18 protein-coding genes are annotated in these 17,595 nt (G+C 62.6%); 5 read left to right on the forward strand and 13 right to left on the reverse strand.

Going from position 1 to position 17,595, the window contains the following annotated elements; translation table 11 throughout:
• Positions 1-4 precede the first annotated feature (4 nt).
• Positions 5-682, reverse strand: coding sequence for a histidine phosphatase family protein (locus tag ABD059_RS11140; protein WP_343879988.1), 678 nt, complete (start codon positions 680-682; stop codon positions 5-7).
• 183 nt (positions 683-865) lie between these two features.
• On the opposite strand from ABD059_RS11140, the gene ABD059_RS11145 reads away from it, so the two are divergent.
• Both ABD059_RS11145 and ABD059_RS11150 read left to right on the forward strand, forming a co-directional pair.
• Positions 866-1,414 carry a YceI family protein gene (locus ABD059_RS11145; RefSeq protein WP_343879990.1) on the forward strand — a complete coding sequence of 183 codons (549 nt, stop codon included), beginning with the start codon at positions 866-868 and terminating at the stop codon, positions 1,412-1,414.
• Between the two features lie 147 nt (positions 1,415-1,561).
• A complete protein-coding gene (locus ABD059_RS11150; protein ID WP_343879992.1) occupies positions 1,562-2,203 on the forward strand; it encodes a hypothetical protein in 642 nt (213 codons plus the stop codon).
• Between the two features lie 35 nt (positions 2,204-2,238).
• Here ABD059_RS11150 and ABD059_RS11155 read toward each other — a convergent pair whose 3' ends face one another.
• Positions 2,239-2,955, reverse strand: coding sequence for a redox-sensing transcriptional repressor Rex (locus ABD059_RS11155; RefSeq protein ID WP_343879994.1), 717 nt, complete (start codon positions 2,953-2,955; stop codon positions 2,239-2,241).
• A gap of 130 nt (positions 2,956-3,085) precedes the next feature.
• Complete coding sequence (locus ABD059_RS11160; protein ID WP_343879996.1) at positions 3,086-3,343, reverse strand: glutaredoxin family protein; 258 nt, start codon at positions 3,341-3,343, stop codon at positions 3,086-3,088.
• Between the two features lie 103 nt (positions 3,344-3,446).
• Here ABD059_RS11160 and ABD059_RS11165 point away from each other — a divergent pair, with 103 nt between their 5' ends.
• Entirely contained in the window at positions 3,447-4,271 is an 825-nt protein-coding gene (locus tag ABD059_RS11165) for an HAD family hydrolase (RefSeq protein WP_343879998.1), read from the forward strand.
• Positions 4,272-4,334: 63 nt separating this feature from the next.
• Here the strand turns inward: ABD059_RS11165 and ABD059_RS11170 are convergent, their stop codons facing one another.
• The 4 genes from ABD059_RS11170 to ABD059_RS11185 form a co-directional block, all read right to left on the reverse strand.
• Positions 4,335-4,433 (reverse strand): 30S ribosomal protein bS22, encoded by a 99-nt coding sequence (locus ABD059_RS11170; RefSeq protein WP_003792170.1) that lies wholly within the window; start codon positions 4,431-4,433, stop codon positions 4,335-4,337.
• Positions 4,434-4,622: 189 nt separating this feature from the next.
• Positions 4,623-4,835 (reverse strand): helix-turn-helix domain-containing protein, encoded by a 213-nt coding sequence (locus ABD059_RS11175; RefSeq protein WP_343880000.1) that lies wholly within the window; start codon positions 4,833-4,835, stop codon positions 4,623-4,625.
• A gap of 184 nt (positions 4,836-5,019) precedes the next feature.
• Entirely contained in the window at positions 5,020-5,481 is a 462-nt protein-coding gene (locus tag ABD059_RS11180; protein WP_343880002.1) for an ArsR/SmtB family transcription factor, read from the reverse strand.
• Positions 5,482-5,514: 33 nt separating this feature from the next.
• Positions 5,515-6,714, reverse strand: a complete 1,200-nt coding sequence (locus tag ABD059_RS11185) for an acetoin utilization protein AcuC (RefSeq protein ID WP_343880004.1) — start codon at positions 6,712-6,714, stop codon at positions 5,515-5,517.
• A 129-nt stretch (positions 6,715-6,843) separates the two neighbouring features.
• Here ABD059_RS11185 and ABD059_RS11190 point away from each other — a divergent pair, with 129 nt between their 5' ends.
• On the forward strand, positions 6,844-8,256 hold the full coding sequence (locus ABD059_RS11190; RefSeq protein ID WP_343880006.1) for a TrkH family potassium uptake protein: 1,413 nt from the start codon (positions 6,844-6,846) through the stop codon (positions 8,254-8,256).
• Positions 8,249-8,917, forward strand: coding sequence for a potassium channel family protein (locus tag ABD059_RS11195; RefSeq protein ID WP_343880008.1), 669 nt, complete (start codon positions 8,249-8,251; stop codon positions 8,915-8,917). Before ABD059_RS11190 ends, ABD059_RS11195 begins: the two co-directional genes overlap by 8 nt.
• 16 nt (positions 8,918-8,933) lie before the next feature.
• Here the strand turns inward: ABD059_RS11195 and proC are convergent, their stop codons facing one another.
• From proC to trhO, 6 genes are all read right to left on the reverse strand, one after another.
• On the reverse strand, positions 8,934-9,779 hold the full coding sequence (proC, locus tag ABD059_RS11200) for a pyrroline-5-carboxylate reductase (RefSeq protein ID WP_343880010.1): 846 nt from the start codon (positions 9,777-9,779) through the stop codon (positions 8,934-8,936).
• A 327-nt stretch (positions 9,780-10,106) separates the two neighbouring features.
• Complete coding sequence (locus ABD059_RS11205) at positions 10,107-10,946, reverse strand: sugar phosphate isomerase/epimerase family protein (protein WP_343880559.1); 840 nt, start codon at positions 10,944-10,946, stop codon at positions 10,107-10,109.
• Positions 10,934-11,944, reverse strand: coding sequence for a Ppx/GppA phosphatase family protein (locus tag ABD059_RS11210; RefSeq protein ID WP_343880012.1), 1,011 nt, complete (start codon positions 11,942-11,944; stop codon positions 10,934-10,936). The genes ABD059_RS11205 and ABD059_RS11210 overlap by 13 nt, the downstream gene beginning before the upstream one ends.
• 90 nt (positions 11,945-12,034) lie before the next feature.
• On the reverse strand, positions 12,035-14,797 hold the full coding sequence (topA, locus tag ABD059_RS11215; protein WP_343880014.1) for a type I DNA topoisomerase: 2,763 nt from the start codon (positions 14,795-14,797) through the stop codon (positions 12,035-12,037).
• A gap of 232 nt (positions 14,798-15,029) precedes the next feature.
• Positions 15,030-16,667, reverse strand: a complete 1,638-nt coding sequence (locus tag ABD059_RS11220; RefSeq protein WP_343880016.1) for a DUF7059 domain-containing protein — start codon at positions 16,665-16,667, stop codon at positions 15,030-15,032.
• Positions 16,664-17,590, reverse strand: a complete 927-nt coding sequence (gene trhO / locus ABD059_RS11225; RefSeq protein WP_343880018.1) for an oxygen-dependent tRNA uridine(34) hydroxylase TrhO — start codon at positions 17,588-17,590, stop codon at positions 16,664-16,666. Before trhO ends, ABD059_RS11220 begins: the two co-directional genes overlap by 4 nt.
• Positions 17,591-17,595: the final 5 nt, after the last annotated feature.

Below are 17,595 nucleotides of genomic sequence, written 5' to 3' on the forward strand. Positions count from 1 at the left end.
ACTATTATGCTCCCGGCAGGTTTGCCGCACCGGGCAGGAGGTCAGCGCTTGGCTCTTCGTAGCGCACCCCGATCAGGCGCCGGCCGTCGAAGTCCAGGGATGTGATGGAACTCAACGTGCACTCACGCTCTCGGGGGTCATGCCAGAGCCGCCGGTTCTCCGCGGCAAGGCGGGACACCCAGATGGGCAGTTGGTGGCCCACCAGGATTACTTCGGCTGGCCCCGCCGACCCGTTGGCTTCAGCGAGCGCGACGGCGGCGCGCCGGGCATCATCCACCGCGGCCATCATGCGCTCCACCTGCTGACTGTATGGCTCGCCCCAGGATGGTCGGAAGGGGTTGGCTAGCAGGGGCCAGTGTCGAGGGTTCCGCAGCTGCTGGGCTACCTGCGACATGCCCTCGAAGCGACTGTAGGCCTCAATAATCCTGTCGTCCGTCACAATGTCAAGGCCGAGCTGCTCGGCCACCGGAGCGGCAGTTTCCTGAGCTCGGGTGAGTGGGGACACCACCAACCGGACGATACTCGCCCCGCCGGCGGCGCGGGCCGCGAAATGACCTGCAACGCGTCGGGCCATCTGCTGGCCCAGCTCGGAGAGGTGAAAATCCGGCAGTCGCCCGTAAAGTACACGCTCTGGATTGTGGACCTCGCCATGGCGGACAAGATGGACGGTAGCTAGGGACATAGGTCCAGTTTCTCAGAGTTCGGTCGGTCAGCTAAATCCGCCGGAGCCGATCCAGCGCAGATTCATTTGAACATTTAACTAACTTCGGGAATAATCGATGCAAATGCATGTTTATTATTGGTGACGGCCTTTCGGTCGCCACCTGCTCATCACCCAGACGGCACCATCATCAGGAGATCCACCATGGCAATTCCTACAGGACTGAACAACGGCACCTGGACCCTCGACAGCTCACACAGCGAGGTCGGCTTCACCGTGCGCCACGCTGGCATCAGCAAGGTACGCGGCAACTTCGACACCGTCGATGCAGCACTTCATGTCGGGTCCTCACTCAGCGATTCCAAGGTCACCGCGACCATCAAGACTGCGTCCTTCAACTCCAATGACGCCAACCGCGACGGCCACGTCCGCGGCGAGGACTTCTTCGACGTCGAGCGATTCCCCGAAATGACTTTCGAGTCAACCTCGATCGACGGATCCGGTGAAACCTACCAGCTCTCAGGCAACCTGACGATCCGCGACGTAACCCTCCCGGTGGTCTTCAACACCGAATTCAACGGGGTGGCAGTTGACCCCTTCGGCGCAACCCGCGCCGGGTTCTCCGGTCAAACCGTCATTTCCCGCAAGGACTTCGGCCTGACCTGGAACGCCGCCCTCGAAGCCGGCGGCGTGCTGGTAGGCGACAAAGTCACCATCAACCTCGATGCAGCGTTCGTAGCTCCAGCAAAGTAGATACCCGGCCAGCGGCTGCCGCACTCCGTCCTGGAGTTCGGCAGCCGCTGTTGTTTAATCCCCCAGTTGCACAAAACTCCGCGCTAGGGTTGGCCATGTGGCCCCCAGGGCCTGTATCAGTCAGTCTCAAGTGAAGAGGAAACGGCAATGAGCACACCTCCCAATGACCCCCATCCCGGCCAGGACCAGCCATCAGGCGATAGTGCGGGGGCACAGCAGCCGGGCGCAGGGCAAAACCCCACCGGCGGACAGCCAGCCCCTTACGGATACCAGAATGCACAGCCGTCCGGTTATAGCTACCCGGGGAACATGAGCCAGGTGTCGGTCACCGAGAAAGGACCTGCGCCGAAAGAGGTGGAGCGGGCCTTCTGGCTGATCATTGCCGCCGGCGTGCTCAGTTTCCTCTCCAGCATCCTCAGCGTGATGACCACACCAGTGGAAGGCCCCGGGGGCGGCGTTGCAACTGCAGTCGCGCTCGTTTTCGCAGCGGTACTCACGGGCGTCTACATTCTCCTCGCGATCTTCATCCGCAAGGGACATAACTGGGCCAGGATCACAGCGACCGTGTTGGCTGCCCTCTCCGTCCTGTCCTACCTGTTCAGCCTGCTATCGGTGTCGATGCTTGAGGGTAGTGACCTGTTGCAAGGCCAGGAGCTGGTGACAACCGGGCCAGTGGAGACCATCATCGGCATTGTTGTCCTCGTGCTCGGCATTGCCGGCGTTGCCATGACTTTCCTGAAGCCTGCCCGCCCGTACTTCCAAAAGCAGATTGTCCCCGGCCAGTTCTAGGCCCCGGCCCCAGGCGCTCAAAGCGCCTATCTAACCTACTGCGCCGAACGGGTGCGGGAGTCGGCATCGAGATCCGGTTCCTGCGCCCGTTGTGCGTGGTAGGCAAGAATCTGCAGTTCGGTTGCCATATCCACCTTCCGGAGCTGGACACTTTCAGGCACCTGCAGCACGACCGGCGCAAAGCTCAGGATGCTGGTGATTCCCGCATCAACCAGACGGTCACACAGTGACTGCGCTACTGCTGCGGGAACAGCGAGCACCGCCATATTGGCCCGGGTCCGTTCCAGGACCGTTTCCAGCTCAGTGATTGGGCTCACCCGCAGCCACCCCACCTCCGCTCCGACCACCAATTGGTCGGCGTCGAACAGCGAAACAATCTCGAATCCCCTGGATTCGAAACCGGAGTAGCCAGCCAGTGCGCGCCCCAGGTTGCCCGCACCGATGATGGCGACCCGCCAGTCGAGTGTCAGTCCAAGTGCTGCCGAGATCTGCCGGTTCAGGTATTGCACGTCATACCCGACCCCCCGGGTGCCATAGGACCCCAGATAGGACAGGTCTTTGCGCAGGATGGGCGAATTGACACCGGCCGCTTCAGCCAGTCGGTCAGACGACACCCGTTCGGTACCATCCGCCAGCAACGAATTCAGGGCACGCAGATAGATGGTCAAGCGCGTCAGCGACGCGCTGGGGATCTGCCGTGCTGCAGCGCCAGCCCCTGACAGGTGTAGCTCTGGTAGTTCAGGCGTCGTCACTGTCTATCACTCCGTCTGCTGTCCGCCAGCCGCTGTACGGCAGGTCTGCACGACGCCGGACCGGCCGACACCGTGAGTATCTTCACCTTAGGGTGCACTGCCCGCGACACAAAGCTGGCTTCCCTGCCGATCATGGAGCCAGGAGCCTCCGCAGACGCGCCTCGTCGATCTTCCAGAAATCGCGCTGCACCCCGTCGATGAGCAGGACAGGGATTTCCTCGGCAAACCGCTCCACCAAGTCGGGTGCATCGGCTGTCGACACTTCGCGCCAGGGCACTCCCAGTTCTTCGCAGACCGCAGCAACCACTGTGCGCGCATCAGCGCACAGGTGGCAGTGCGGTTTAGTCAATAATTCGACGACAGGGCTCACCACACGATCTGTCGGCATTTCTGGCCGGGGAGGAGGAACCATGTCATCCAAGCTACCTTCTCCCCCGGTGCGGCTCGGTATCGGGGGGCACGCCACGACGCAATTGATTTAGACTCACACTATGTCCGCTGCCAGTACCGGGCCCTTGCATATCGTTCCAGGGGTAACCGCCACCCTTCCCGGCCCGGGAGGGGACGCCGCCTTTTTCGACGTCGACAACACGATGATGCGTGGCGCGAGCCTATTCCATGTGGCCCGGAAAATGTACCAGCGAAAAGCGTTCACTCTGAGGTTCGCCAGTGGCCTCGCCTGGAAACAACTACGGTTCGTCATGCGCGGCGAAAATATGACCGACATCAACTCGGTGCGCGACGCAGCACTGGCCTTCGCGATCGGCATCGCGCACGAGGACGTCAAAGCGCTCGGCGAGGAAGTCTACGACGAGATGATCGCGTCCAAGATCTGGCCAGGTGCTCGTGCCTTGGCCGAGCAACACCTGAAATCGGGTCGCCGGGTATGGCTGGTCACCGGAACTCCCGTGGAGGTGGCAAGCGTGATTGCCAACCGCCTCGGACTCACCGGCGCCCTTGGCACGGTTGGCGAGGTCTCTGACGGCCTGTACACCGGGAAGCTGGTGGGCGAGTTCCTGCATGGACCCGCGAAAGCCGTTGCAGTGCGTGCTCTTGCCGAGAAGGAGGGTCTCAACCTGCAACGATGCTGGGGCTACAGCGACTCCTATAACGACATCCCCCTGCTGACTATCGTGGGGCACCCCGTGGCGATCAACCCGGACCGCAAACTCCGGCATCATGCACGGGACAACAACTGGCCGATCTACGATTTCCGCAGCGGCCGGCGGGCGGCGACCCTTGGACTCAAGGCAGCCACCGGGGCGGGCGCTGTGTACGGGCTTTGGCGTGGCTTCACCCGGATGCGCGGAAGCTGATCAGCCCCCGTTAACGCTGTTGGGCCCGCCACAGAGGTGGCGGGCCCAACAGTGAAACTGTGTCTACTTTTTGTTGCGACGCTGGTGACGAGTCTTGCGAAGCAGCTTGCGGTGCTTCTTCTTGGCCATACGCTTGCGGCGCTTCTTAATTACTGAACCCATAAAGTCCTCACAAACTGATCTTCGGTGTCCGATACACGGCCCAGGTGGGCGCGACGATCGGATGCTGACAATAACGCAACTACCTACGCGGATCGGCTTCCTCACCCTGGGGCGCACAGCCGATAGCGCGTAAAACGCTCCTTAACAGGGTACCGCTATTTAGCCGCGCCCCCGACCGGCCCCGTCAGGCTATCCAGTTTCGGGCTGACCCTCTACCGCCGCGCCCCGAACGAACTGTTCAACAGCCGACTCGGGAACCCGGTAAGAACGACCAAAGCGCACAGCTGGCATCTCGCCCGCATGAACCAGGCGGTACACGGTCATCTTGGAAACTCTCATCATGTCGGCCACTTCGGCGACGGTCAGAAATCTGACATCTGAGAAATTGCTCGCGTCTACCATCCCACATTGCTCCTTACACTGAGGTCTGCACCCCCAACGTGTGCAATCTGAGGCCTGCCACTCGGCAGTCACGCGGCGTGCCGCCTTGCAATCCGAAGGTTTTCCGCCTACCCACACTGTAGTGGCTGCTGTGGCTTAAGTGAAAGTGCTGCCGGCCTGAGATCCTGCCGCACCACCACAGCCGCTAGTCCCGGCGTCGTCGCAGCTTCGGCAACTGAGCGAAGAGGTCTGCTGCCCGCTGGCCCGCACGCCCGACTGTCCGCCCAAAAGCCTGCTGGCCCGCAGGGTCGATGGCCGGATCGCCAGCGGGATCCACGGCTGCTGCGAGGACTCCGGACGGGCGAGGCGGAACGACCGCCAGTTCCGGGGCTACCGATGACTGGTCCGGAAGGTCAAATGACCCGAGCCACAGCCCTATTTCTCGCAGCGGAGCCGGGTTGAGGGAGTAATAGCGGCGTTGCCCCTGCGCCCGCATTGAGACCAAGCCCGCTTCACGAAGGACTTTCAGGTGCTTCGACACCGTGGGCTGGCTGACTTCAAGCTCACCTACCAGTTCACCGACCGCTTTGTCTCCGGCGCGCAGTGACCCGAGAATCTCGCGGCGGGTACCTTCAGCCACGACTGCGAACACATCCTCGATTGCCATTTCATTACCCTAACGACATATACGCAATCGGTGCTAGTCAAACCACGGATCAAGTCCATGGAGTGGGAAAACCGCCTTACGGGTCGCCATCACGGTACGGTCGAGGTCATCATTCGGGTCGTAGCCAACCTCCCAGGACCGCCACCAGGTGTCGGCGCCGTCGCCCATCAGCAGGGGCGCTTCGGCGCCGTAGTGCTCCAGCACATAGGAACGCCAGGATTCCGGAACGACAGTCTGGGACCCTATCGGCGCTCCAGCAGCAACGGCGATGAGAGTTGACCATGCCCGGGGCACGACACTGGTGAGGTTGTATCCACCTCCCCCCGTGGCAATCCACCGCCCTTCACAGATTCGGGACGCCAGGTCACGGATGCTGACTGCCATCTCGCGTTGCGCATCGATACTGATCCTGAGATTGGTCAGCGGGTCATCCACGTGGCTGTCACAACCGTGCTGGCTCAGGATAACCTCCGGTTGGAAAGCCTCGGCGAGGGGCGGGACCACCGAGTGGAAAGCTCTGAGTAGCCCACCGTCCCCGGCAAGAGTCGGAAGCGCCACGTTTACCGCATAGCCCTCCGCACCTATGCCGCCCGTTTCATTGGCGAACCCGGTCCCCGGGAACAGGCTCATCCCCGTCTCGTGAAGAGAAATGGTCATGACACGAGCGTCGTCGTAGAAGATGCTCTGCGTGCCGTCACCATGGTGGGCGTCAACGTCGATGTACAGGACCCGCTGCGTGCCCGCGTCGAGCAGGCGTTGGATCGCCGCGGCGGCGTCGTTGTAGATGCAAAACCCGCTGGCCATCGACCTGCTCGCGTGGTGCATACCCCCACCGAAATTGACTGCATGCACGGTCCGCCCGGACAGCACAGCGTCGGCGGCTGCCAGCGACCCGCCGACCAGACGCGCGCTCGCGTCGTGCATTCCTGGGAATGCCGGGTTGTCTGAGGTTCCCAGACCCACTGCCTGATCGGCAAGGTCCGGACTGGTGCCAGCAGTTCGGACAGCGTTGATGTAATGGGAGCTGTGAACGGTTCCCAGCTCCCCATCGGTCGCCACGAATGGTTCAGCGATAGTTATCTCTTGCCGATCGAACAGACCCAGATCGGACGCGAGGCGCGCCGTAAGAGCCAGCCGCTGTGGGTTCATCGGATGCGTGGGGCCAAAGTTGTACGCCAGCATGGATTCGTCCCAGACAACACTGGTGGGGAACGACGCGGATTCGCTACTCATCACTCACAGGCTACGTGATTTAGTGGGTGCTTGGACACGCTGGCCCGATGAAAGTGGTTTACTACTCGGAGGACATCTGGAGCGATCCATCCGAAGTCGAGACCGCGGAACCGGGGCAAAACGAGCGCAATGGCAAGATCACAGCCATCCTGGCTGCGGGAAGAGCAGAGCGTATACCTGAGGGTGCTGGCTCGTATCCGGGATTTCATCGATGGAGTGGCCAACAGCTCCCCCGCTCGCGTGGCACTGATCATCTTCTTTAGCGTTATCCTCATCTTCACCGCCCTGCTCAGTTTGCCGGTCGCTTCCAGTAACGGTGTCGCCGCCCCGCTGCACGATGCCTTGTTCACCGCTGTTTCGGCGGTGTGCGTGGTCGGCCTGACAGTGGTTTCCACGGCAGCCTATTGGTCCTTCTTCGGGCAACTGGTGATCCTGATCGCCATCTTTGTCGGCGGCCTCGGCACCCTCACTCTCGCATCGCTGCTCGCGCTGATGGTGAGCAAGCGGCTCGGGGTGCGCGGGAAGCTGCTGGCCCAGTCCGCGATGAACAACGCCAGCCGCCTCGGCGAGGTGGGAACACTGCTGCGCATCGTCATCACCACCTCGGTGGTTGTGGAGATTGTGCTCGCCCTGATGCTGATCCCCCGGTTCATGGTGCTTGGCGAACCGTTCTGGCTCGCCGTATGGCATGGGGTGTTCTATTCGATCTCCGCTTTCAACAACGCCGGGTTTACGCCACACTCGGATGGTCTGGTCCCGTACGAGACCGATCTTTTTATCCTGATACCCCTCATGATCGGCGTGTTCTTGGGCAGCCTCGGCTTTCCCGTCATCCTGGTCCTGATCCAGTACCGTCTCAGGGTCCGTAAATGGAGTCTGCACACCAAGCTGACCGTCAACGTCTCCCTGATCCTCCTGGTAACCGGAGCGATTGCCTGGGGCGCACTGGAATGGTCCAACAGCCAGACTATTGCCGGATTCAGCAACGGCGACAAGGTGATTCATGCCCTGTTCGCTTCAGTGATGACGAGATCGGGCGGGTTCAACCTGGTGGACCAGGCCGAAATGGGGTCAGCCACCATGCTGCTGACCGATGCGCTCATGTTTGCCGGTGGCGGGTCAGCGTCCACGGCTGGCGGTATCAAGGTCACGACGATCGCCGTCATGTTTCTCGCCATCGTGGCTGAGGCACGCGGCAACTCGGACGTGAAGGCCTACGGGCGAAAGATTCCCGAAGGCGTCATGCGGGTGGCCATCTCTGTGATCTTCATGGGCGCAACCCTCGTGCTCGTTGCCACGGGCGTTCTGCTGTGGATGACCGAGGAAGACCTTAACCGGGTGCTCTTCGAAGTGATTTCGGCGTTCGCCACCTGCGGCCTCAGCACCAACCTCAGTGCTGAATTGCCACCGGAAGGCAAGTATGTCCTATCCGCGCTGATGTTTGCCGGCCGCATGGGAACCATCACCCTCGCATCTGCGCTGGCCCTCCGGCAGCGCAGCACCCTGTACCACTACCCTGAAGAGAGGCCCATCATTGGCTGAGAGACCAGCACATAACGCACCGGTTCTGGTGATTGGCTTGGGCCGTTTCGGCTCCGCAACGGCCGACCAGCTGGTGAAGCAAGGCCGGGAGGTTCTGGCGATTGAGCGCGACTCCCAGCTTGTCCAGAAGTGGTCGGGGGTGCTTACCCACGTCGTCGAGGCAGACGCCACCAACATCGATGCCCTCCGTCAGCTCGGCGCGCAGGAGTTTACCGCCGCCGTCGTCGGCGTTGGCACGTCGATCGAATCGAGCGTACTGATCACCGCCAACCTCGTGGACCTCGGTATCGACCACCTGTGGGTCAAGGCGATCACCCCGGCGCACGGCAAGATCCTCAAGAGAATTGGCGCTAACCACGTCATCTACCCCGAGGCCGACGCCGGGGTGCGTGCCGCCCACCTGGTCGGCGGGCGCATGCTCGACTTCATCGAGTTCGACGACGGCTTCGCGATCGTCAAAATGTACCCGCCGAAGGAAACCCAGGGGTTCACGCTGGGCGAATCGGCGGTGCGCTCGAAGTATGGCGTCACCGTGGTCGGCGTGAAGTCGCCCGGCGAGGACTTCACCTACGCCCGGCCAGACACCAAGGTAACCAGCCGGGACATGCTGATCGTTTCGGGCCACGTCGACCTGCTGGAACGGTTCGCGGCCCGCCCGTAGGCCCGGCCCGGGCTTGCTAGGAGTCCAGCTCCTCAGTGATGGCCTGAGCGCGGTTGCTCGCGGCCAGGGCTCCGGCGGCGATGATCACCGGTAGATCCAACCGGTCGAAAGTCGCGATGGCCTGCTCCGTGGTGCCGTTGGGGCTGGTGACGGCTCGCCGCAGGGCAGTGGGGTCCGCGTCCCGTTCTGCGAGCATGTACCCGGCGCCGGCCACCGTTTCTGTGGCCAGAATTTTCGCCAACCCCGGGTCGAGCCCCAGTTCCACACCCGCTGCGGCCATAGCCTCCGCCAGATAGAACACATAGGCCGGACCCGAGCCACTGACGGCTGACAACGCATCCACCTGTTTCTCAGGGATATCGACGACGGTCCCCGCGGAGCCGAGGATGTCCCGCGCCTGCGCCATCAGTGAGGCGTCCGCGTGGGTTCCAGCCGAGATGGAGAGCACTCCCCTGCCCAGGCGGGATGGGGTGTTGGGCATCGAACGGATCACCGGCTGCCCCTCGGGCAGCGCAGCTTCGAGCATCGCCAGGGAGATGGCTGCCGCAACGCTGATGACCGTCGTGGTCGGCCGCAACACCGATGCGATTTCCCGGGCCAGGGCGATCGTTCCGACCGGCTTGACACCCATGATGACGACGTCGGCCCCCGCGGCTGCAATGCGGTTGGCGTCGGCGTCCTCAGCGGTCGCCAACACGGTGATGCCATGCACACGTCGCAGCTCAGCAGCACGTTCGGCACTCCTGACGGTTGCCGTCACCTGCGCCGGTGATATGCCACCGGCCAGCAGGCCGCCGAGGATGGCCTCGTTCATAGAGCCACAGCCGAGGAAGGAAATCGTTGGTTCAGTCGCGTTGGTCATGATGCCATCCTGCCACGGACAAATTCCCAGCGTTATCCCAGCTAACGGCAGGACCTTTTCAGCGAAATATCAGTACACTCGTTATTACCTCATAAAGGTGCGAGAGATGACGACCGGACTTCCTTGGTCTGGTCTTCAGGTGCCGGTGAGCAACACAGGTTGGCCCCCCACTTTCCTGGACAGCTCGCCGGCACCGTTCGTTAAGTTGACCCTCACCTGATGCCGGATTCGCCGTCCACACACCCGGCTACCAGCCACCTCCCGGCTAACTCACAATTAGCGGGCCTAGTGTTGGTAACACCTCCTAGAGGTGCGAGTGATAAATCGTCAGGTTTCCTTGGCCTGACCTAGGTGCCGTCGAGCGAAAGCAAGTGTTTCCCCCAACCACTTGTCCCGCTCGTCGGCACCTTTCGCTTTTCTTGTGCTTACCTCGACTGCAACCACTCCGCTGAAACCTGAAGTAACCAGAAATTCCAGTGATTCGGCGCAGCGTTGAGTCCCTTGGCCGGGCAACAGATGCTCGTCTCTCCCGTTCGTGGTGCCGTCGGTCAAATGGACATGCGACAGCCGGTCGCCGAGCGTCCGCATTTCCTCCAACGAGTCCATCCCGGCTATTGCAGCGTGTGAGAAGTCCCAGGTAATCGCCTCATAGGATTGCGGTACCGGATTCCAGTGCGGCAGATACGCTTTCGCTTCACGGCCACGGACCCGCCACGGATACATATTTTCCACGGCAACAGTGACACCATACTCAGCTGTGATGCGCTGCACCCCCTCGGCGAAGTTTTCCGCGTAGCCACTCTGCCATCGGAAGGGCGGGTGCACCACCACGGTCCCAGCACCCACCTCGGCTGCCATTGCCGCTGACATTTCCACCTTCGTCCAGGCCTTGCCCCACACCTGCTGGGTCAGCAGCAGGGTTGGAGCGTGAATGGCAACGATTGGCTGGCCATACTGCTGACTGAGTGCGCTGAGCTTGTCGGGGTTCTGACTCACATGGTTGTTGGTGACCATCACCTCAACCCCGTCATATCCGAGACTGCGGGACACCGCGAAGGCCTCATGGACGGCCAGTGGATACACCGACGCGCTGGACAGTGCGACGCGCACCCCAGCGTTCCCCTCCGGTGCGGTCCCCTCGCTCACAGCACCGCTCACCCTGCCCAGGGTTCGTCCTGCAGGGCAGAACTGAGTTGGACGTGCCCGACCCCGACCGCAGGCATGGGTTCCTGCGCCTCGAACATCAGGGTGTCGAACCGTCGCAGCAGCAGACCCTCGCGCAGGGCCCACGGGCAGATCTTGACGCTATTGACCTTGAACACCTCCAGGGCTGCCTCGGCCACCAGGGCGCCCGCGAGGACCTGCGGCGCCCTGGTCTCCGAGACGCCGTCGAGGTTCACCCGGTCCTTCACCGACATGGCCGCCAGTCTCTTGGTCCAGAGGGACAGGTCTTCCAGTCGCAGTTCGCGCTGGACGAACGGTCCGGCCGCCGAGGGGGCGGCCCCGGCCAGACGGGCGAGTGACCTGAACGTCTTCGAGGTGCCCGCCACCAGTTGCGGTTCTCCGAGGAACGCGAATTCGGCCGCGGCATCCTTCATGGTTGAGCGGATGTAGCGGCGAAGGTTCTTCACACTTTTGGCGGTCGGTGGGTCTTCGTTGAGCCAGTCGCGGGTCAGGCGACCAGCTCCCAGGGGTACGGAGATCGCCACCTCGGGCAGCTCGTCCTCGCCCATCGCCATTTCGAATGACCCGCCGCCAATGTCAAGGTTGAGGATGGACCCGGGGCTCCAGCCATACCAGCGGCGAACCGCCTGGAAGGTCATTGCCGCTTCCTGATCGCCGGTGAGTTCCTGGAGTACCACAGCGGTTTCCGCTTTGACCCGCTGGAGGACGGCCTCGCCATTTGCGGACTCTCGGATTGCTGAGGTACAGAACGCGAGGAAGTCCTGAGCGTCATGTCGGCTCGCGAACTGCCGTGCCTCCTTGACGAAACTGATCAGCTCGCGTTGACCGCGATCGCTGATCGCGCCCTCGCTGTCGAGGTGAGCGACCAGCTGCAGCGGTCTCTTGTGGGACGCGAAAGGCACCGGGCGTGCCCCGGCGTGGGCATCCACCAGGAGCAGATGCACGGTATTTGATCCGATATCCAAGACGCCTAGACGCATGATTCCATTATTCTCGTCGATACTTTCGTTGACGACGCGCCCCACGGCGTCCTATCACTGGTAGCGGGCCCGGGGGTCCGCTACCAGGCCCTACTTCCGTGCAGCGACCTTGCGTTTGGCGGGCGCGCGGCTGGCAGTCTTTTTCGGAGCCGGCCCCTTGGCCCGCTTGTCCGCCAACAACTCGAGCGCCAGTTCGCGGGTCAGTTCCTCAATAGCCATCGACCGTGGAACGGTGATGTTGGTGACCCCGTCGGTGATGTAGGGACCGAACCGGCCGTCTTTGACCACGACGGGCTTCTCGGACACCGGATCATCGCCGAACTCGGCCAGCGGCGGCGCAGCAGTCCTCCCGCCGCGCTGTTTGGGCTGGGAGTAGATCTCCAGCGCCTGCTCCAACGTGATGGTGAAGATCTCCTCCTCCGACCCGATGGACCGCGAGTCAGTCCCCTTCTTCAGGTACGGACCGAACCGACCGTTCTGGACGGTGATCTCCTTCCCCTCGGCGTCGACGCCGAGCACCCGCGGAAGATTCATGAGTTTCAGGGCATCCTCAAGGGTCACCGTGTCCAGCGACATTGAAGCGAACAGGGACCCTGTCCGGGGCTTCTCCTTGGTCGGCTTTTTCGGCGGCTTCGGCTTGCCGTTCTTGTAATACTCCACCGGTTGTTTGGCCAGTTCCTCTTCGGTGACCTCCGGGATCAGCTCAATCACGTAGGGCCCATAGCGGCCGTCCCGTGCCGCGATGGAGCGCCCCGTCACCGGATCCTCGCCGAGGATCCGTTCCTCGGTGCCGGAGGTGTTCATCAGCTCGATGGCCTTCTCGACAGTCAATTCGTCGGGGGCCAGGTCTTCAGGAACGTTGGCCCGCTGAGGTTCGGTTCCTTCTTCAGCATCAGCGGGGAGCGGCTTCTCAAGGTAAGGCCCGAACTTGCCGACGCGCAGAGTGATGCCTTCGGCGATCTCAATGGAGTTGATCTTGCGTGCGTCAATCTCGCCGAGGTCGTTCACGATGGTGTGAAGCCCGGTGACCTTACGGTCCCCGTAGTAGAAGTGGTTCAGCCAGTCGACCCGGCCAGCTTCCCCGCGGGCAATGCGGTCCAGATCCTCCTCCAGCTCCGCAGTGAAGTCGTAGTCGACGTAGTCGTGGAAGTGCTCCTCCAGCAGCCGGACCACTGAGAAAGCGATCCAGCTGGGGACCAGCGCCTGGCCTCGGGTCCGCACATACCCACGATCCATGATCGTGGAGATGGTCGCCGCGTAGGTTGACGGCCGGCCAATACCCAGCTCCTCCAGGACCTTGACGAGCGAAGCTTCAGTGAAACGCGGCGGCGGCGAGGTTTCATGCCCGACGGCGTTGACCTCCTTCGCGCCCAGCTTGTCCCCCGCGGCAAGGTTGGGAAGCCGGGCTTCCTGCCCGCCATCGGCCGAGGCATCCTGCTCATTGCGCCCGGCATCCTTACCTTCCTCATAGGCAGCCATGAAGCCGCGGAAGGTGATAACGGTGCCGGAGGCCGAGAACTCAGCGTCGCGAGTCTTTCCGTCCGGACCAGCTGCGAGGGCACCCAACCGGAGGGTCGCCGTCGAACCCTTGGCATCAGCCATCTGGGAAGCGACCGTCCGCTTCCAGATGAGTTCATACAGCCGGAACTCTTCGCCGCGAAGTTGTCCGGCGACCTGCGCCGGCGTGCGGAAGGAGTCACCGGCGGGGCGGATCGCCTCATGGGCTTCCTGGGCATTCTTGGACTTGCCTTTGTACACACGGCGGGCGTCCGGGACGTATTCAGCACCGTACAGTTCGGATGCCTGACGGCGGGCGGCGTTGACGGCCTGATCCGAGAGGGCCGGTGAATCGGTTCGCATATACGTGATGTAGCCGTTTTCATACAGGCGCTGGGCAACCTGCATGGTGACCCTGGAGGAGAATCGCAGTTTACGGGCTGCTTCCTGCTGCAGGGTCGAGGTGGTGAACGGCGCTGCAGGCCGGCGGGTGTAGGGCTTGGTGTCGACCGAGCGGACAGCAAACTCGGCGTCCTGCAGTTCGGCCGCCAACGATTCAGCGGTTTCGGCGTCGAGTCGCGCCACCGTCGATGACTTCAGCTCTCCGAGGTCGGTGAAATCCTTGCCCGTCGCCACACGTGAACCGTCGAGGCTGACGAGTTTTGCCGCGAAGGACTGACGCTCGTCACCGCTCAGCGGCGAGAAGGTGCCGGTGAGATCCCAGTAGGACGCTGCGCGGAAGGCCATCCGTTCGCGCTCGCGTTCGACCACTAGCCGGGTGGCAACCGACTGCACGCGGCCTGCTGAGAGGCCCCGAGCCACTTTGCGCCACAGTACTGGTGAGATTTCGTAGCCGTACAACCGGTCCAGGATCCGTCGGGTCTCCTGGGCGTCGACCATCGGGATGTCGAGTTCGCGCATTTCCAGCAGCGCCCGCTGAATAGCTTCCTTGGTGATTTCGGGGAAGGTCAGGCGGTAGACCGGGACCTTGGGTTTGAGCACCTCAAGCAGGTGCCAGGCGATTGCCTCACCCTCGCGGTCACCGTCAGTTGCGAGGTAGAGGGCTTCGGCGCCCTTGAGCGCCGCCTTCAGCTCAGCGACTGTCTTCTTCTTGTTGGCGGACACCACGTAGTAGGGCTCGAAGTCATTGTCGAGATCCACCGCGAATTTGCCCACACCGGTCTTCTTCAGCTCGGCGGGCAGGTCTGAGGGCTGGGGAAGGTCCCGGATGTGCCCCATGGACGCCGTGACCTCAAAGCCCTCGCCCAGATAACCAGCAATGGTCTTGCTTTTTGCGGGTGACTCAACAATGACGAGCTTGCGGCCGGGCTTCTTGTCCGTTGCCTTAGTGGGCACTTCTCTCCTATATATAGGTCCGCTGAGCTGATGGCGTTTCAGCGGTCTTCGTAACGGGGCGACTCGGGCCATTAGCCCTTACACCCTTCACAGTATGCGGTATGCCTTCTTGCAATAGGGTAACGGCTTCGGTGTACCGCTGGTCACAAAAGGGGGATAACTGTGCAGAACCTCTCCTCGCCGGGGCCGCCCGATGCCCGGTCAGGCGGCCGGGATCGGTGGCCTGCCGACGTCAGCTGGCTGCTGCCGGAATCAGGAATCCGTCCAGGACAAGCCTCCGCACATCGGACAGCAGGGCAGACCGGAAGGCGTCGTCGTCCTGGCCAAGGAGCGCGCTGAGAGCCATCACGATCTGACCGGCCGAGAGGTCACCGTCGCAGGCGGACACGAAGCCTGCCAACTCGGTGCTCAGGAGATTGGTGCGACGAAAACCGGCACCCTGCCGGAGCAGGATCACTCCAGGGTGTTCTGCGCCCGGGCGCTGGTGGCGTTCCTCGGTGACGTCGTCGGCCACCAGTAAATGCTGTTCGGACAGGCCCTCGGCGTGCTTGACGACCCAGTCGTACCTGCCGACGCCGGCAGCGAAGTGCGGGGCGATCGGTTGCTCCAGCGGGTGCGTGATCTCCTCGAACCGACGAAGCGGGACCTCCGGTGTTGGGGCGGCCTGCTGGCTGGCGGGGTGTCCGGTGTGCGGCACTTCGTGTGTGCGAAGCAGCACCGCGCCGAAGCCGACTGAGTCAACGTTGCGGGACCGGAAGTCGTCGATGTAGGCCGCGTACCGGTCGACGAACGCGTCCGGATCGCGGGTTTCGGCGGCATCCCGCAGCCAGGTCAGCGCGTACGCCGAGGGAGTCAGCTGTTCCCGCTGCAGAACCCAGCAGTCCACAGTGGCGGGAATCCAGGACTGGATCCGATCGTGCCACGGCGCGCTGGAGGAGATTTCCCAGTTACCCAACAGCTGGGCCGTGCCGCCCGGGGTCAGGACGCCTGGTAGTTCCTTGAACAGCGTCGAGACAATATCGTCGCCGGGCAGCCCGCCATCACGGTAGGTGAACTGGCTTTCAGCGGTTTCCGCCGGGTGGCGGGGGGTGATGACGAACGGCGGGTTGGAAACCGCCAGATCGAATGTTTCGCCAGCTACCGGGTCAAGGAGGTTTCCTTGTCTGAGGGTTACCCTGTTTCCCAGGTCATCGGGGTCCAGCCCCAAACGTTCGAAATTCAGTAGCAGGTTGAAGCGGGTGAACGCGAGCGCTCGGGCCGAGATATCGGTGGCGGTGACATGTCGGACATGACCAAGGAGGTGAAGGGTCTGGATGCCGCACCCGGTGCCCAGATCAAGGGCACGGTCCACGGCAGGCCGGACCGTCAATTGGGCCAAAGTGCGAGAAGCCTGACCAATACCGAGGACGTGATCGCGGCGGAGCACCCCGGGCCGCTGATGCTGGCCTAGATCGCTGGCCACCCACACATCGCCTCCGGCGTCTGAGGAGTAGGGGCGGAGGGCGACAAGCGCCCGCCAACCGTCCGCACCATGCCGTTCAGCCAGCCCCAGTCGACCGAGCCCGCCCGGTGTGGTGCCGGCGAAAGCCCTACTGAGGTGGGCTTCGGGTACCGTTTCGCCGAGCAGCCACAGCATCACCGCAGCAGTGGGTTGGTTCCCGGCTAGAGCGTCCGCTTGCCGGCAGGCGAGGAGCGCGGGGATCAGCTGGTCGTTTTCGAGCGACTCCCAGGCTTCGACACCGATGAGCCCGGCGACGCCGTCGGCCGTGTAATTCAGTGATTGAAGGTCGGCGGCGAGGGCCGCCAGAAGCGTTTTGTCGCTGCTGAACGGTGCATCAGGGACATCGCTGGCGAATTCGGCATGCCTCACGCAGCACCCGCGGCAGTTGCCTCGGCCTCATCGGCTTCGCAGCCCTGAGGGCACCGCAGCGTCGCTGGGGAAGCGGCGCAGTCCGCGCAGTACAGGGTGAGATTGCGGCAGACGAGGTTGGAACAGTTCTCGAACTTGTTCGTCGGTGTTTCACAGCGAACGCACTTGCCAATAGTTTTTGCATCCTGTGAAAACTCGATGTGCATGCGCTTGTCGAAGACGTACAGCGACCCCTCCCAGAGGCCCGCGTCACCGTACTCCTCCCCGTACCGCACGATTCCGCCATCCAACTGGTACACCTCGGTGAAACCGCGGTTGATCATCAGGCTGGACAGGACTTCGCAGCGGATCCCCCCGGTGCAGTAGGTGACCACCGGTTTGTCTTTCAGGTCGTCATACCGGCCAGAGTCGAGTTCATTGACGAAGTCCTGGGTGGTCGCGACATTGGGGACGATTGCGTTCTTGAACCGGCCGATCTGCGCCTCCAGTGCGTTACGCCCGTCGAAAAAGACCACTTCTTCACCGCTGGCCTTTTTGGCATCCACCAGCCGGTGCAGTTCCGCGGGTTTCAGGTGCGTGCCGCCTCCCAGAACGCCGTCCTCGTTGACTTTGAGCTCCGCGGGGGCGCCGAAGGACACAATCTCGTCCCGTACCTTGACGCTGAGCCGGGGAAAGTCAGCGGCTCCGCCCTCGGACCACTTGATGTCCATCTTCTTGAAGGCGGGATACTCGCGGGTTGCCTTCACATATTGCTTGATGGCGTTCAATTCGCCGCCGACGGTTCCGTTGATCCCGTCTTTCGACAGCAGGATGCGGCCCCGGAGCCCGAGCTTCTCGCAGAGTGCCCGCTGCCAGAGTCGGACGGCCTCCGGATCGGGTAGCGGGGTGAAAGCGTAATACAACACAATGCGGTTCATGGACACGCATT

The organism is Arthrobacter flavus, from assembly GCF_039526005.1.
Taxonomy (GTDB): domain Bacteria; phylum Actinomycetota; class Actinomycetes; order Actinomycetales; family Micrococcaceae; genus Arthrobacter_D; species Arthrobacter_D flavus.

Bases quoted from the DNA above. Each gene is read 5' to 3' on its own strand.
- ABD059_RS11140 (WP_343879988.1), bottom strand. From the start codon at position 682: ATGTCCCTAGCTACCGTCCATCTTGTCCGCCATGGCGAGGTCCACAAT.
- ABD059_RS11170 (WP_003792170.1), bottom strand. From the start codon at position 4,433: ATGGGTTCAGTAATTAAGAAGCGCCGCAAGCGTATGGCCAAGAAGAAG.
- ABD059_RS11145 (WP_343879990.1), top strand. From the start codon at position 866: ATGGCAATTCCTACAGGACTGAACAACGGCACCTGGACCCTCGACAGC.
- ABD059_RS11180 (WP_343880002.1), bottom strand. From the start codon at position 5,481: ATGGCAATCGAGGATGTGTTCGCAGTCGTGGCTGAAGGTACCCGCCGC.
- ABD059_RS11190 (WP_343880006.1), top strand. From the start codon at position 6,844: ATGGCAAGATCACAGCCATCCTGGCTGCGGGAAGAGCAGAGCGTATAC.
- ABD059_RS11150 (WP_343879992.1), top strand. From the start codon at position 1,562: ATGAGCACACCTCCCAATGACCCCCATCCCGGCCAGGACCAGCCATCA.
- proC (WP_343880010.1), bottom strand. From the start codon at position 9,779: ATGACCAACGCGACTGAACCAACGATTTCCTTCCTCGGCTGTGGCTCT.
- ABD059_RS11165 (WP_343879998.1), top strand. From the start codon at position 3,447: ATGTCCGCTGCCAGTACCGGGCCCTTGCATATCGTTCCAGGGGTAACC.
- ABD059_RS11160 (WP_343879996.1), bottom strand. From the start codon at position 3,343: ATGCCGACAGATCGTGTGGTGAGCCCTGTCGTCGAATTATTGACTAAA.
- ABD059_RS11185 (WP_343880004.1), bottom strand. From the start codon at position 6,714: ATGAGTAGCGAATCCGCGTCGTTCCCCACCAGTGTTGTCTGGGACGAA.
- ABD059_RS11210 (WP_343880012.1), bottom strand. From the start codon at position 11,944: ATGCGTCTAGGCGTCTTGGATATCGGATCAAATACCGTGCATCTGCTC.
- ABD059_RS11175 (WP_343880000.1), bottom strand. From the start codon at position 4,835: ATGGTAGACGCGAGCAATTTCTCAGATGTCAGATTTCTGACCGTCGCC.